The organism is Streptococcus ovuberis, assembly GCF_012396585.1.
GTDB lineage: Bacteria > Bacillota > Bacilli > Lactobacillales > Streptococcaceae > Streptococcus > Streptococcus ovuberis.
On sequence record NZ_JAAXPR010000004.1, the window covers coordinates 84,361 to 98,968 of the forward strand.

A 14,608-nucleotide genomic window follows, 5' to 3' on the forward strand; every position below is an offset into this window, starting at 1 on the left:
CTCCAAACTGACTGCCCCAATACCAATAGTGCCCATCTCAAATAGACCTGCTCTGCAATGGTCCTTGGAAGAGCTTGAGGTATGACACAAGCACCAAAAACCAGGTCCCTAAAATCAATCCCATCCCCATCATAAAAGAACCACGACCGAGCCCTTACTTCTCACTACCTTCAAAACTATTTTTCAGGAATACCGACCGAATTCGCTATTGAGGGCTGTGAGAGGATCGTCTGGAATTAGTGGGCAACATTCCTTTCTCGTTAGAAAGAAAGAAAGAAAGAAAGAAAGAGAAGTTGAGCCCTTGTCTCAACTTCACTAGTGTATCAAGGACGCACCAGACCTGGCTAGATCTTTTCGCCGTCTTCTTTTTCCTTGGCAATTTGCTCTTTGATTTTACGTTCTTCTTCTTCCTTGCGGAGACGCTCCAATTCTGCATGGCGACGAACAGCCTCACGTTTTGCTTCTGGATCAGGATGAATCACAACATTCCCTGATTCGATTTCCTCTAAGGCACGAAGGGTAGATTTCACTGATTTAAAATCCTGAGTCGGTGCTGCACCCGCTTCTAATTCGTGGGCGCGTTTCGCTTCTAAAATGACTAAGGAATACTTTGATGGAACCTTGTCCAACAAGGTATCAATAGACGGTTTTAACATCATAATGGTTTATCTCGTTTCTATTTTTATTTAGCTGGAACTTCCGCGCATGCCATCTCAGCATAGCGGCCAATCACTCTCTCCACACGGAAATGCTCCGCCTCAATAATGCGACGCACCCGCTCTGCAGCTAAGGGAACTTCGTCGTTAACTACCGCATAGTCGTACTCACGCATGAGAGCAATCTCTTCCTTAGCTCTAGAAATCCGCTGGGCAATAATCTCTTCGGAATCCGTCCCGCGTCCTACTAAACGATCTTGCAACTCCTCTAAGTCAGGTGGCGTCAAGAAGATAAAGACCCCATCTGGTACCTTGGATTTGACCTGCAAGGCTCCCTGAACCTCAATTTCTAAGAAAACATCGACTCCTTGGTCCAAGGTCTCGTTGACATAATTAAGCGGTGTCCCATAGTAATTACCAACATATTCGGCATACTCTAGCATCTGGCCCTGACGAATTAAGTCTTCAAATTCCTCACGTGTACGGAAATGATAATCCACACCATCAACCTCCCCTGGACGTTGAGGCCTTGTTGTCATAGAAACAGAATATTTGAATTTATTATCCTGGTGTTCAAAAATCTCTTTTCTGACCGTTCCTTTTCCAACACCCGATGGGCCTGAAAAGACAATCAGTAAGCCTCGCTCTTTCATGTCAACTCCTCAATTACTTTCCTACTAGTTTAACAGAAAAAGCACCTGATTTCAAGTGCTTTTTCTTGCTTCTAATCAGGCTACTTGGCGTAGTCCACTGCGCGAGTCTCACGAATAACTGTAACTTTGATATTACCTGGGTAATCCAGGTTTTTCTCAATTTTCTGGCGAATATCATGGGCCAGAATCGTGATTTTATCGTCCTTCACAATGTTCGGCTTAACCACCACACGAATTTCACGACCTGCTTGGAGGGCATAAGCTTGATGGATACCGTCAAAGCTTGTTGCGATCTCTTCCAATTCCTGAAGTCGTTTGATGTAATTTTCCATTGATTCGCTCCGTGCTCCTGGACGAGCAGCACTGAGGGCATCCGCCGCTGCAACAATCACAGCAATAACGGATTCGGCTTCCACATCTCCATGGTGACTAGCGATTGTATTGACCACCACAGGGTTTTCCTTATACTTTCTCGCCAATTCCATACCAATTTCGACATGACTTCCTTCAACTTCCCGATCAAGCGCCTTACCGACATCATGGAGAAAACCAGCTCGACGGGCCAAAGCAACATTTTCACCCAGCTCGCCTGCGATAACACCGGCAAGCTTCCCAACCTCGATAGAGTGTCGCAGCACATTTTGTCCATAGGAAGAACGGAAATGGAGACGTCCCATGATTTTCATCAAATCAGGATGAAGGTTTGGTGCCCCAATCTCATAAGCCGCTGCTTCACCATACTCTCTTATCCGCTGGTCCATCTCTAGGCGTTTTTTCTCTACCAACTCTTCGATACGCGCAGGATGAATACGCCCATCTTGGAGAAGCGTTTCCATAGTCATGCGTGCAATTTCACGCCTGATCGGATCAAATCCTGATAAGACCACTGTCTCAGGAGTATCATCGATGATCACATCAATCCCTGTCAAACTCTCAAAGGTCCTGATATTTCGACCTTCACGGCCGATGATCCGTCCCTTCATGTTTTCATCTGGCAGATGGAGTGAGGTCACCGTCTGCTCAGTCACGTACTCTCCGGAAATGCGTTGCATGGCCTGAACTAGAAGATCCTTGGCCACCTTGTCTGATTTTTCCTTGGCTTCGGCTTCGGCAACCTTAATCAGACCAGCAATTTCATGTTCCAAGCCCTGACGCGTATCCGCTAAAATGATTTCGCGCGCCTCTGCCTGGCTCATTTGAGCGACTTTTTCCAACTCGGCTGTTTTTTGAGCTTCTAACTCTGTCAGCTTTGCTTCGCGCTCATCAATATGTTTAGTTTTATCAGCGAGACTTTGCTCTTTTTTCTCGAGTGTCTTTTCTTTATTCGTTAAATTATCATCTTTACGATCAAGATTTGAAGCGCGCTCTGCCAAACGAGCTTCCGTTTGTTTCAATTCCTGTCTTTCAGATTTAAATTCTTTCTCGATATCCTCTCGATACTTTCTCGCTTCTTCTTTTGCTTCCAGCTGGACTTCTTTTTTCAACGCGTTGGATTCCCGCTTAGCAGTCTGGACAAGTTCCTCTGCTTGTCGTTCTGCCTGGGCACGAAGATTAGTCGCCTCTTGCTCAGCATTGAGAAGGGCTAGCTCTGCTGCTTCCTTTGAAGCCTTCATCTTCAAGGAAATCAACAGGCCACCAATGGCTAAACCTAGGAGCGCAAAGACAAGCATAATCATAACTGATGGCATGTCTTCACCTCTTTTTCAATTTTTATGAATTTAGACAAATTCCTTATTATTTTACCACAAATTAAACAAATGGACAATCTAAAATCGCTCAGCTATGATATAATATTTAAAAGAGAAATTCCTAAAATAAGGTATTGTCTACCTCCAGAATCACACTTGATCACAGGTGATTGACTAAGAAAGCTTGTGTTCTCACACTGATCTGTTTAAGAATTTCTGTACTATTCAAAAAGGAGTTCGCCATGACTAAAGAAGTTGTTGTTGAAAGTTTTGAACTGGATCACACCATTGTAAAAGCCCCTTATGTTCGCCTCATTTCAGAAGAATATGGGCCTAAGGGTGATGTGATTACTAACTTTGATATCCGCCTCATTCAGCCTAACCATAATGCCATGGATACTGCCGGCCTTCATACCATTGAGCATTTATTGGCAAAGTTAATTCGTACTCGTATGGACGGCATGATCGACTGCTCTCCTTTTGGTTGCCGGACAGGCTTCCATATGATTGTCTGGGGGCAACCAACCGCTAGCCAAGTCGCTCAAGTGATTACTGAGAGCCTGCGTGAAATCGCTGAAACAATCACCTGGGAAGACGTACCAGGTACAACCATTGAGTCTTGTGGCAATTACAAAGACCACAGCCTCCATTCTGCTAAAGAATGGGCTAAGCTGATTCTCGACCAAGGCATTTCTGAAGATGCATTTGAACGCAAAGTCAACTAATAAATAGCAGGCATCACCAATTATTGTCAAATCACCAGATGCTACCCTTGGTGACTTATGAAGACTATTCTCTAGAAAGAACAGACTTAAAAAGGAGGCTAGGACAAAGGTCCTAGTCTCTCCTTTTTTTATGGTGCACGAAACAAGACGCAGTGGTTGGGAGCTTGGACAGCCTGGAGTTAGGCTGTCCAAGTTTATCTCCTAGAAATTGAAAAGAGGCAACACTGACTATGCCAGTTTTAGTGTTACCCCTGCACAGGTCATTAGGTGCTTTAGCACCAATGAGCCACTGCTGAGTGCTTCAAGGCGCTTGAGCCTTGAAAGTGGGAAATCGTGAATCACAAGGCAACTCTACTCTCTAATACGCTGATTTCATCAACTTTTACAGCCTTGCTCAACTCTACGGAGATGGGTTAAAAAGGTCTGAGGGACCTTTTTAATCGGGAAATGAAGCTGGCAAAGCAAGTGTCAAAAAAGGTCTGGGAGACCTTGTAAATCGGGAAATAAAGCTGGCAAAGCAAGTGTCAAACACGGGCCAGTGGACTGTTTCACCCCGAATCCTAAAATTAAGGGAGGGGAAATCAAATACTGACAAAGAACCGATTGAGTCCTACTCTCTCTTTACCCTCTGAATGATTGCTACAAAACACCAGACATCCGGAGAAAGGCCATGAAATTAATGAAGATATGGAGCAGAAGAACCATTTCTAAGTGCTTAGTCCTATAGTATAGCCAAGCAAAAACCAGTCCCATGCCTCCATAATAGACCCAAGATCCTAAATCCGTCGGCCCGTGGAGAAATCCAAAAACCAAACTACTGAGCACTATTGCCAAGATTGGCCGAGACTCTAGTAACCTCCCAATCAGGATTCCTCGCATAGTGACCTCTTCAATCACTGGCCCTTGGCAGACACCAAAGAGAAAGAGTAAATACATAGGCATCCCAGCTCCTATAATATTCTGCTGGTTTTGAGGAGTCACTAATTGGCCATATTGCCAAATCATCAGAAGATTGCTCAGAATCTGAGTTATATGCATTAACAATAGTCCTAAACCAAACATCTTGACGGTCTGCCAAGTCCAGAGCTTCCCCCAAGCTTTCAACAGTTCCAGACGCCAAGCTACATACAAGGTGCCTACTAGCAGGGCTACTGAAAGGGTAGACGTCATTAGCGGATGTGCTGTCCAAACCATCGTGTCAATTACAAAATCACCGATCAATAAAACCATATAGGCAATCACTGCTGACCAGTTGTCCCATTTTTCTTTTTTCATAGATGCTCCTTCGATAGCTGACCTATTAAAATTATACCAAAAAAACCTTATATTGCGAAACAACAAACAATGATGGAATTATAGACTACACAACACCTTATGAATCGGCCGATTCCCCCTTACTCTAGTTTATAAGATGATCGCTAGAAATAACTATCAGAGTAGTTTTTCTATACGGGTATCTAGGGATTATAAACAGGAACCATATTTGACCAATATCTAAAAACAGTTCTACTACAATGCCTGTAGCGTTGAACAAGTGATCCTAAAAGGCTGGTCTTTTACAAACCAGCCTTCCGACGTTCTTTAAGCAGCATCCTTGATCTTAGAGAGCAATCCTTCTAATTTTTTAGCTTGATCGTCTGTTAACGATGGTGCCAAAGCATCAATAAGCTCTTGCATCTCTGCTTTCGTATGATTAGCGACTTCTGCCTCTAAAGCAGTATAGAACTCTTGAAATTCTTCATCAGTCATCTGATAATCTGAATTGGTGGTAGCTCCATTACCGGCCATGAGGCTTTGTTGCATTTGCTCTTGGGAAATAATATCCTCTTTAGCTGGGATCTTCGGTGCCTGATAATCAATCTTATCAATGCTCATCTTGATGGTCATGCTATCTTCTTTATTGTCAGCTGACTTCATCGTTAAAACCGCTTCAACATTATTTTGTTTCCCGACACTCATGACAAACTTAGAGTCCTTCGCGAAGGCCTTCTGAGCAGTTTCCATCTGAGCCTTATATTGCTGAGCGATTTCTTTCGTTTCCTCATCACCACTTTCCAAAACTTTTTGAGTGAAAGCTAGCAGCTCTTCAATGGTCAGGCTTAAGCTAACCTTGTCCCCAGACTTGGTAAAGTTTTTGCTATCCATTTCTTTAAAGAAAGAGACATTATCCTTGTTAGCAGGGGTCAGTTCTCCAAGGTCAGGTAAGGGTGATCCTTGTGCATCAGCCACATCCATATATTTCCCAGACAAGTCGCTAGAAGTAATACCATACATCCCTAACATAGGTTCTACTGTCATATAGGCCTTATCGCCAACGTAAACTATTTCAAAATCAGATAGGGTTGGATTAACATCTGATAAGTCCGCCTGAATGCTAATCAGTTTTTTAGATAAATCTTGCGTCATTGTGGCTTTGATTTCCTTACCAATGAAGGAAGCTATGGGATTGACCCCCTTAGATGTCACATCGTCTAATTTTAGAGTCATTTCATACGTAACAGGTTTTTCTGTGTATTGGCTTTCTACGCGAGAAATAAATTCATCCTTAGGGCTTTTTCCGCAAGCCACCAAGACAAGTGCGAGGGGTAACCAGAGCAGTAGGGCTAGTTTTTTCATTTTAAACCTCCTATAAAAAACTAACTTTATTATACCATTTTTAGGCTAACATTTTTGACAAAACAAGAACATTGACTATTTCTGATGAGTACTTGTACGCTTATCCATCATGGTTGGAAAATAGCCATTCGGCAAATCGTCTGAGACCTCAAGAACAAAGGTGGGCACGATCCATGATAGATTAAATGGCACAAGCATCAGCACTTGCAAGCCCACTCTTTGCCAAAAAATCGCTATTGTCCCCCACTTTTCAGTAGAAATAGGAAAAGTCACGTATCCCCAGTACAGTAGCATTAGACAGATCACTATAAGTGCCCACAACATAAATACCCTCTTTTTCGCAGGATAAATGAAAACTGTCTGACCAGCTTTTACCGTCACAGGTTTAGATGTGACTACTCCAACTTTAATAGCTACTTGAGCTTCTTTCCTCACTATCGGATAGGTCTGAACCTCTCCTTCCTGCGACAACGTTCGAACATGCTTACCATCTATGTAGACTTTAACGGATCGCATGCTCTGAAAGGCCGACAACTCTCGACTTAAAATGATGCGTTTCATCTTCGCTTTATTCCCCATTTGTCACATTTTGGTTTGTTCATGGGCATTTCGTTTTAAAGTAGTCTTTCAAAGAAGCCTGAGTTGCCCACCTGTTTAAGCCTTCAGTCACTGACCTTTTTAGAACTTCTATTGCCTCAACTGAATGGCATTTTCTAAAACCAATGCTGTGAGCCATACCCCAGTTGTAGGCATTGCTCAATAAACAGGTGAAAGGAAATCGACAGTTATCTAATTACCGATTGAGGCCCACATTCTCTTATCCGTTTAATCAAGCAGTTTCTGCAACTCTTGCGCCAGCAATTGTTGCGCTACTTGTGGGTTGGCTTGGCCTTTTGTAGCCTTCATGAGGAAACCTGTAAAGGCTTTGTCTGCATTGCGTTTGCCCGATTTAAAGTCAGCAACAGCTGCTTCGTTATCCGCAAAGACTTGGTGGATGATTGGAATGAGAACTGCTGGGTCAGATACCTGAACCAGTCCTGCTTTTTCCACGTATTCTTTGGCAGAACCACCATTCTTGGCCAGATGGACGAAGACCTTCTTGGCAATCTTAGAGGAAATAGTCCCGTCAGCAATCAGGGCAATCATCTCAACAAGGTTCTCTGGAGTCAAAGCAATGCTTTCAATAGTCTGTCCTTCTGCATTAAGGAATTGAGCCACCTCACCTTGCAACCAGTTGGACACCTGCTTGGCATCTCCACCAATCGCAACAGCTTGTTCAAAGAAATCAGACATTGCTTTGGTAGCGGTCAACTGACCTGCATCATAAGCTGACAAGCCAAGTTTTTCAACGTATTCCGCACGGCGTTCAGCTGGGAATTTTGGTAACTCTGCACGCATTTCCTCAATCCACTCATCTGAAATCTCATAGATTGGCAAGTCTGGCTCTGGGAAATAACGGTAATCCGCAGCCCCTTCCTTGACCCGCATGAGGATAGTTCTTTTCGTCGCTTCATCATAACGGCGAGTTTCCTGACGGATTTGTCCACCGCTACGAAGAATTTTGGCTTGACGCGCCATCTCAAATTCTAGCCCTTTTCTCACATTGGAGAAGGAGTTGAGGTTTTTGAGCTCTGTCTTGGTCCCAAATTTCTCCTGACCGTAAGGGCGCAGGGAAATATTGGCATCGACCCGCATGGAGCCTTCTTCCATCTTGACATCGGAAATACCAGTATATTGGATAATTTCTTTGAGGGCGGTCAGATAAGCATAAGCTTCTTCTGGTGAGCGCATATCAGCTTCTGACACAATCTCAATCAAAGGCACACCCTGACGGTTGAGGTCAACGTAGGAATAACCATCTGTCCCGTGGGTGTTCTTTCCTGCATCTTCTTCCAAGTGAGCCCGCTCAATGCGGATTTTCTTAGTTGAACCATCTTCAAGGGTGATCTCAATCCAGCCATTGTAGCCAATCGGCTCGTCAAACTGAGAAATCTGGTAGGCCTTTGGATTATCTGGATAGAAATAATTTTTGCGGTCAAAGTGCATATGCTGGTGAATGTCCATATTGAGAGCTAGCGCAGCCTTGATACCCGCATCAATAACGCCCTTGTTCATGACTGGCAAAACACCCGGAAATGACCAGTCAATGACATTGGTGTTGGCATTTGGTTCTTGCCCGAAATGCGCCGATGAAGGTGAGAAAATTTTAGAGTTGGTATTCAATTCCACATGGACTTCTAGTCCGATAATGGTTTCAAAGTTCATTAGTTGTCACCTCCAAAAATCACAGGGTGTTGTTTATGGTAATCAGTCACGGCTTCAAAAGCAGCCGCCGCTTGGTAGATGGTTTCCTCAGAGTATTTAGGACCAATTAATTGCAAACCTACTGGCAAGCCATCCACAAAGCCAGATGGAATGGAAATCCCCGGAAGCCCTGCCAGGTTGACAGGAATGGTCAAAAGGTCCGCCAGGTACATGGCCACAGGGTCCTGGCTCTGGCTACCCAAATCATAGGCCACCGTCGGCGTTGTTGGCCCCAAAATCAAGTCATAATTCGCAAAGACCTTTTTAAAGTCCTCAATGATTAAGGTCCGCACTTGAGCTGCCTTCTTGAAATAGGCATCATAATAGCCCGAAGACAGAGCAAAGGAGCCCAGCATAATCCGGCGTTTCACTTCGTCGCCAAAGCCTTGACTACGGGTATGGACATAAATTTCCTCCAGCGATTTCGCATCTTCTGCCCTAAAGCCATAGCGAATGCCGTCAAAACGCTGCAAGTTGGAAGAAGCTTCCGCAGATGCAATGATGTAATAAACTGCTACACCATACTTGCTGTGTGGTAGACTAACTTCCTCAATAATCGCCCCTAAATTTTCAAACTGCTTAGCAGCCGCCAAGATATTGTCCTTGATAGCCGGTTCAATTCCCTCACCCAAATATTCTTTAGGTAAAGCAATTTTAAGCCCCTTAATGTCTTGACCAATCTTGCTTGTATAGTCTGCGATCTGAATAGGAGCAGATGTTGCATCTTTACTGTCGCTGCTCGCTAAGACATTGAGCAAATGGGCATTTTCCTTGACGGTCTGTGAAAAAGGACCAATCTGATCCAGAGACGAACCAAAAGCAAAAAGCCCATAACGCGAAATCGTTCCATAGGTCGGTTTGAGCCCTACAATACCGTTAAAAGCGGCTGGCTGACGAATAGAGCCACCTGTATCCGAACCCAAGGACAGACGGACCTGACCAGAAGCTACTGCTGTCGCAGAACCACCAGATGACCCCCCTGGTACCTTAGTCTGATTCCAAGCATTCTTGGTCTTCTTGAAATAAGAGGTCTCCGTTGAGCCACCCATAGCAAACTCATCCATATTAGTCTTTCCAATGACAATCATTCCACTATCATAAGCATTGGAAACAGCTGTCGCATCAAAAATCGGTTCATAATTATAGAGCATCTTCGAAGCTGCAGTCGTCAAAATCCCCTTGGTCGAGATATTGTCCTTGACGGCTAGAGGAATCCCTGACAAAATCTTATCCCCTTCAATGCCTGCCGCATCAACCTTCTCAGCTTGAGCGATGGCTAACTCATCTGCTACTGTAATAAAAGAACCTACTGCCTCTTCACGGGTGTGGATATCTTCCAAGGTCGCCTTGGTCAACTCTACTGCTGAAATTTCCTTTTTCACTAAAAGCTCATGTAATTCGTCAATGGTCTTCTTGTTAAAAGTCATTAGGCATCTCCTCCTTCCTCTAGGATAGCTGGAACTTTGATAAAGTTCTTTTCTTTTTCCGGCACATTTTTAAACAACACTTCCCGATCAGTTCCCTGTTCCGCTACATCTTCACGCACAACCGTCTTACGGTCTGCCATAGTCGTTGTGACAGGCACATCTGTCGTATCCACTTCATTTAACAATTCAACCATGTCAACAATCTTGGTTAACGTCGTTGCAAAGGCCGTGGTTTCTTCGTCGCTAAAAGCCAGCTTGGACAACTTGGCCACGTGACGTACTTCTTCTTCTGAGATTTTCATACCTTCTCCTTGCTCATTTACAGAATTCTACCTATTATACCATACTTTAGCCTATTTTTAATTCAAAATTACGCGATAACAGCTGAATTGGGACTGTCGTAATTGCCTAGCAAAGCTAGTCTTTTAACTGATCTTCCTGCCAAATAAAAATATTGTGCAATCTAAACTCCCCAGACTCATCTTCTTCAAAAGACAAGTGGTAAATAAGGTCCGAATCTGGCATATGGTAGTCCAATCCCAAACTATTTGTCAAAAAGGAATCAATCGAGATAGATGAATAAGTTGGTAGTCCAAACTTCAGGACGCTGATAATCAGGCTGAATTGACAGCCATTCACGAAATTAACATGAAACAGTTCTATGATATTCTCCACGGCTATCTCAAAATCAAGAAAGCTCCAAAGAACTATCATCAAGCTGAATCACGATTAACTAAAGCCAAGGCTGCCCTGGAACAATTTGACACAGACCTTGATGCTACTTTGAAAAAATTAAATGAAGCTGAGCCTGACGATTTTGAAATCTCTCTGCGAATGATGGAGAAAAAGCAGTATAGGGAAGATGATCTTGTTTAAAGGTATCTCATTAATCCAGTCAACCTCTTTATCGTAACTCCAAAATTCCCAGAACCCCCTTATGCGCATCACACTCTAAATAGGGGTTCAACTTGCTTAAAGTAAGGCGGAGAGCCTGCTACTGCTTTAAGCTAACGCTCCTTCTACCGATAACTCTTTACACAGACAAAGCAGCGACCAATCGCTAGATGTGACGATTGATCGCTGCTTTTTCAATTATTCTACGATAGTTGCCCCAAGGACATTTTTAAAGTGCTTGAGGGCAAATTGGTGATTTGCTTCTGTCAGACTAGCAATAGCTGAGGCCACGATTTCAATCTGATACCCTAGATGATAAGCATCAATAGCTGTGTGAAGGACACAGATATCTGATAAAACACCCGTTAGGATCACTGTTTTTACCCCACGTTCTCGCAGACGGATATCCAAATCTGTCCCTGAAAAGGCCGAATAATGCCGCTTATCAAGCCAGAAAACACGTGTGTCCTCCTTGATGGCTTCGTAAACCTCAGCCAATTGGCCATAGAGGTCCCTACCAGAGGTTCCTTTGATATTGTGGGGAGGAAATAGCCTGCTTTCAGGGTGAAACACATCTCCGTCATCATGACCATCAATCGCAAAGAAAATATAATCCCCACGATCATAGGCTTCCTGTGTGACCGAAGCAATCCGTTTCTCAATGGCTTGAGCAGGCTTCCCTGCTGTCAACCGACCTTCATCAGCTACAAAGTCATAGGTATAATCAATCGAAATTAAAGCTTTCTCAGCCATCTTAGTAATCTCGTTTCTTCACTTCTTCGAAAACATCTGGAATCAAGACCTTCAAGTAAGTTCCCTTCATGCCGAGCGAACGGCTTTCAATCACTCCGGCAGACTCTAACTTACGAAGGGCATTAACAATCACAGACCGTGTAATACCGATACGATCCGCAATGACAGATGCAGTCAATTGGCCTTCTTTGCCATCTAGCTCTTGCAAAATAGCAGAAACAGCCTTCATTTCGGAGTAAGAAAGGGTATTGATTGCCATATTAACAGCTGTGCGTTTACGGATACTTTCCTCGTCTTTCTCGCGTTGGAAATTCAACAATTGTAGCCCCACTACTGTCGAAGCCATTTCAATTAGAATCAAGTCCTCATCGTGGAACTGCTCATCATTGCGCCAGATCAGCAGAGAACCAAAGCGAATCCCAGAGACATGAATAGGGACAATGGTTGTCAAACCGTTAGGATAGAGGTCCTGCGCATCCTTTGGAAATGCTGTTAATTCGTTAGTCACAGGAATATTGGCCTCTGTTTCATAAATCAATGAGGCCAATCGTACATAATCTTCAGGGAATTGCTTGCGCTCAAAGAAGGCCTCAATCCGATCATTATTGGTCCGATATTTGAGGAAATACCCCAATACCTCTCCTGAACTATTGATAATACAAGCATTACAGTCAATGATATCCGCCAATTGGTTTGCGATTGGATTATAAGGAAGATCCGCTTGAAGTTGTTCCTCAGAACGTTTCAAAATTGCTGTAATCTTGCGTGTTTTTTCTAATAAAGTTGCCATTTCAACCACCTTGTTTTTAATTATAATCATTATATCAGATATTGCATAAAATCGCAACAATTATCAGAATATTCCTATTGTTAAAATGTAAAAAACAGACAAAACATAGACTGTCTTGTCTGCGAAGTCTTTATCGCTTATATTGCTTCAGATGGCGCGTTAGTTTTTCTTGGAGGTCTCCAAGCTCTTCCACTGTTGGCAGGTAGACAATCCGGAAATGATCAGGGTCTTTCCAGTTGAAGCCCCGACCGTGTACGAGCATGACCTTTTCTTGCTTGAGAAAGTTTAACACAAACTGTTCATCGTCATCAATGCGGTACATATCTCGGTCAATCTTAGGAAAGACATAAAGGCCTGCCTTGGGTTTGACAGTAGACAGCCCAGGAATAGCATTGATGGCCTTGGTGATGAACTCACGTTGCTCATAGAGGCGACCGCCTGGTTTGAGCAGTTCGTCAACCGATTGATAACCACCAAGCGACGTTTGAACGACTTGCTGCGCTAAGACATTGGAACAAAGGCGCATATTCGCCATCATATTGAGCCCCTCCATATAGCCTTTGACATGGTCTTTACGGCCAGAGAGCACCATCCAGCCCACGCGGAAACCGCAGATCCGATGAGACTTGGAAAGACCATTCATCGTCACGACAAAGACATCTGGTGCTAGGCTAGCTATCGGCGTATGCTCTAGTCCGTCAAAGACCATGCGATCGTAGATCTCATCCGAGAAAATGATTAACTCATGCTGGCGAGCAAGCTCGACGATTTCTTCTAAAATCTCCTTAGGATAAAGGGCGCCTGTTGGGTTGTTGGGATTGATGATGACAATGGCCTTGGTGCGGTCAGAAATCTTGCTCTTAATGTCGTCAATGTCAGGGTACCACTCCGCCTGCTCATCACAGATATAGTGAACAGCATTCCCACCAGCCAGACTGACAGATGCTGTCCAAAGGGGATAGTCTGGCATAGGCACCAATACCTCATCCCCATTGTCCAAAAGCGCGTGCATAGACATGGTAATCAGCTCAGATACCCCGTTTCCGATGTAGATATCATCGACATCAAGATTGGGAAACTTTTTCAACTGACAGTACTGCATAATCGCTTTACGAGCTGAAAAAATGCCTTTGGAGTTCGAATAGCCCTCACTGTATCTAGCATTTCGGATCAAATCCTGAATGACCTCATCTGGAGCCTTAAAACCAAATTCAGCTGGATTTCCTGTATTGAGACGTAAAATTTGTTCACCATTAGCTCGCATGCGGTTAGCTTCATCAAGCACTGGACCACGGATGTCGTAGGCCACATGTTCCAATTTAGATGACTTATTAAATAATTTCATCTCTTTTGTCCTCACTATCCTCTTTTAAAGTATGTCTTATTGTAGCGCATTTCGTTTTATTTCACAATCAAAAAGAAAAGGTTTTGGAACGTATTTTTTTGTAAGCCTTTACATTTCAATCGGAATAGTTTACAATAGAATTAGAAAGAATCGCGATAATATAGCGCGAATGACTGGCACCATAAAAAGGAGGACGGATTATGCTTCAAACTTATCAGACCATTATGGTCGCTGTTGACGGCTCTCCAGAGGCTGAATTAGCCTTTGAAAAAGCCATCCATGTCGCCTTGCGGAACCAAGCTAAACTCATCATTACCCATGTCATTGACAATCGTTCCCTGCACACCTACTCAGCCTTTGACACCAATATTTATGTCAACCTCGAAAAAGAAGCAAGAGCACAATTGGCGGCTTATGAAGACCGTGCCCGTCAGGCCGGCCTGAAACACATCAAGCAGGTTTTAGAACTAGGTGACCCTCGACCACTCCTAGCAAAAGAAATTCCTGACCGTGAGCAGGTTGATCTCATTCTTTTAGGAGCTACAGGGCTCAATTCTTTTGAGCGTTTGCTCATCGGCTCATCTTCCGAATACATCATGCGCAACGCCCGAGTCGATCTGCTGATCGTCCGTGACCCCAATAAAGTCTAGCGCTTCTCCACCTTCCAAAAGGCTAGAACCCTGGTGTTCTAGCCTTGAGTCTTTGATGGCTAGAATGATTCCCCTTCAATGAAAACAAGATAGGTTGCGTACGCTGG

Annotated in this window: 15 protein-coding genes; 3 read left to right on the top strand and 12 right to left on the bottom strand. The window is 43.8% G+C overall.

The window, feature by feature from the left end:
* Nucleotides 1-344: 344 nt before the first annotated feature.
* From rpoZ to HF992_RS03495, 3 genes are all read right to left on the bottom strand, one after another.
* Nucleotides 345-659 (bottom strand): DNA-directed RNA polymerase subunit omega, encoded by a 315-nt coding sequence (rpoZ, locus tag HF992_RS03485; RefSeq protein WP_168548674.1) that lies wholly within the window; start codon nucleotides 657-659, stop codon nucleotides 345-347.
* A 23-nt stretch (nucleotides 660-682) separates the two neighbouring features.
* On the bottom strand, nucleotides 683-1,309 hold the full coding sequence (gene gmk / locus HF992_RS03490) for a guanylate kinase (protein ID WP_168548675.1): 627 nt from the start codon (nucleotides 1,307-1,309) through the stop codon (nucleotides 683-685).
* 80 nt (nucleotides 1,310-1,389) lie between these two features.
* On the bottom strand, nucleotides 1,390-2,997 hold the full coding sequence (locus HF992_RS03495; RefSeq protein ID WP_168548676.1) for a ribonuclease Y: 1,608 nt from the start codon (nucleotides 2,995-2,997) through the stop codon (nucleotides 1,390-1,392).
* Nucleotides 2,998-3,239: 242 nt separating this feature from the next.
* On the opposite strand from HF992_RS03495, the gene HF992_RS03500 reads away from it, so the two are divergent.
* Complete coding sequence (locus HF992_RS03500; protein ID WP_168548677.1) at nucleotides 3,240-3,722, top strand: S-ribosylhomocysteine lyase; 483 nt, start codon at nucleotides 3,240-3,242, stop codon at nucleotides 3,720-3,722.
* A 639-nt stretch (nucleotides 3,723-4,361) separates the two neighbouring features.
* Here HF992_RS03500 and HF992_RS03505 read toward each other — a convergent pair.
* From HF992_RS03505 to gatC, 6 genes are all read right to left on the bottom strand, one after another.
* On the bottom strand, nucleotides 4,362-4,997 hold the full coding sequence (locus HF992_RS03505; protein ID WP_168548678.1) for a CPBP family intramembrane glutamic endopeptidase: 636 nt from the start codon (nucleotides 4,995-4,997) through the stop codon (nucleotides 4,362-4,364).
* Between the two features lie 306 nt (nucleotides 4,998-5,303).
* Nucleotides 5,304-6,338 carry a hypothetical protein gene (locus HF992_RS03510; protein WP_168548679.1) on the bottom strand — a complete coding sequence of 345 codons (1,035 nt, stop codon included), beginning with the start codon at nucleotides 6,336-6,338 and terminating at the stop codon, nucleotides 5,304-5,306.
* A gap of 75 nt (nucleotides 6,339-6,413) precedes the next feature.
* Nucleotides 6,414-6,899, bottom strand: coding sequence for a hypothetical protein (locus HF992_RS03515; RefSeq protein ID WP_168548680.1), 486 nt, complete (start codon nucleotides 6,897-6,899; stop codon nucleotides 6,414-6,416).
* Between the two features lie 264 nt (nucleotides 6,900-7,163).
* Nucleotides 7,164-8,603 (bottom strand): Asp-tRNA(Asn)/Glu-tRNA(Gln) amidotransferase subunit GatB, encoded by a 1,440-nt coding sequence (gene gatB / locus HF992_RS03520; protein WP_168548681.1) that lies wholly within the window; start codon nucleotides 8,601-8,603, stop codon nucleotides 7,164-7,166.
* Nucleotides 8,603-10,069, bottom strand: coding sequence for an Asp-tRNA(Asn)/Glu-tRNA(Gln) amidotransferase subunit GatA (gene gatA / locus HF992_RS03525; protein ID WP_168548682.1), 1,467 nt, complete (start codon nucleotides 10,067-10,069; stop codon nucleotides 8,603-8,605). Before gatA ends, gatB begins: the two co-directional genes overlap by 1 nt.
* On the bottom strand, nucleotides 10,069-10,371 hold the full coding sequence (gene gatC, locus HF992_RS03530; RefSeq protein WP_168548683.1) for an Asp-tRNA(Asn)/Glu-tRNA(Gln) amidotransferase subunit GatC: 303 nt from the start codon (nucleotides 10,369-10,371) through the stop codon (nucleotides 10,069-10,071). Before gatC ends, gatA begins: the two co-directional genes overlap by 1 nt.
* A gap of 346 nt (nucleotides 10,372-10,717) precedes the next feature.
* Here gatC and HF992_RS03535 point away from each other — a divergent pair, with 346 nt between their 5' ends.
* Entirely contained in the window at nucleotides 10,718-10,945 is a 228-nt protein-coding gene (locus tag HF992_RS03535; RefSeq protein ID WP_168548684.1) for a hypothetical protein, read from the top strand.
* 216 nt (nucleotides 10,946-11,161) lie between these two features.
* On the opposite strand, the gene HF992_RS03540 is transcribed toward HF992_RS03535, so the two are convergent.
* The 3 genes from HF992_RS03540 to HF992_RS03550 all read right to left on the bottom strand — a co-directional run bounded on the left by HF992_RS03540 (nucleotide 11,162) and on the right by HF992_RS03550 (nucleotide 13,851).
* The gene (locus HF992_RS03540) at nucleotides 11,162-11,716 is read right to left on the bottom strand and encodes a cysteine hydrolase family protein (RefSeq protein ID WP_168548685.1); all 555 of its coding nucleotides are present in this window, start codon (nucleotides 11,714-11,716) and stop codon (nucleotides 11,162-11,164) included.
* Between the two features lies 1 nt (nucleotide 11,717).
* On the bottom strand, nucleotides 11,718-12,506 hold the full coding sequence (gene codY, locus HF992_RS03545; protein WP_168548686.1) for a GTP-sensing pleiotropic transcriptional regulator CodY: 789 nt from the start codon (nucleotides 12,504-12,506) through the stop codon (nucleotides 11,718-11,720).
* Nucleotides 12,507-12,636: 130 nt separating this feature from the next.
* Nucleotides 12,637-13,851, bottom strand: coding sequence for a pyridoxal phosphate-dependent aminotransferase (locus HF992_RS03550; RefSeq protein ID WP_168548687.1), 1,215 nt, complete (start codon nucleotides 13,849-13,851; stop codon nucleotides 12,637-12,639).
* A 200-nt stretch (nucleotides 13,852-14,051) separates the two neighbouring features.
* Between HF992_RS03550 and HF992_RS03555 the strand changes: the two genes are divergently transcribed.
* Nucleotides 14,052-14,501: a universal stress protein gene (locus tag HF992_RS03555; protein ID WP_168548688.1), complete on the top strand. Its 450-nt coding sequence runs from the start codon at nucleotides 14,052-14,054 to the stop codon at nucleotides 14,499-14,501.
* The last annotated feature ends 107 nt before the right edge of the window (nucleotides 14,502-14,608 follow it).